This window comes from Corallococcus exercitus, from assembly GCF_003611585.1.
GTDB lineage: Bacteria > Myxococcota > Myxococcia > Myxococcales > Myxococcaceae > Corallococcus > Corallococcus exercitus.
The window spans coordinates 1-390 of the sequence record NZ_RAVW01000944.1; the positions used below are offsets into that span (position 1 = coordinate 1).

Below are 390 nucleotides of genomic sequence, written 5' to 3' on the forward strand. Positions count from 1 at the left end.
GCCCCACTGCCGGACGGCCACGGTTCCCCGCTTCTTTGATTTCCAGCTCTTGTACCAGGTGTGCTTCGAGCATCTCACGGACAATTTTAGTGATACTGGCAGGAGCCAGTTGCGCCAGACGGGAAAGATCGATACGCGAGACTGGACCAAGCTGATCAATCAGGCGATAAACCGCGCCCGCGTTGGTCTGCTTTATTTGATCAATGTGCCCAGGCTGGTTTTCAGCAACCACCGCATACTCCCTATATTTTCGCGCTCCGAAATAATCTGTAGGCTATGGTGAAGCACTTCAATACGTGTCGTCAAATTTTTACTTAGGCATGTGATTAACAGCACATTTTTCGGGCTTTTTCGCTGAAATTTCCCTCACCTGAGAGCATTCAGCAGATG

General features: G+C 50.0%; 1 protein-coding gene. It reads right to left on the reverse strand.

Going from position 1 to position 390, the window contains the following annotated elements; all coding sequences use genetic code 11:
• Positions 1-232 (reverse strand): helix-turn-helix domain-containing protein (locus D7W79_RS43000; RefSeq protein WP_439099284.1); only part of this gene is annotated, 232 nt, incomplete at its 3' end.
• Between the last annotated feature and the right edge of the window lie 158 nt (positions 233-390).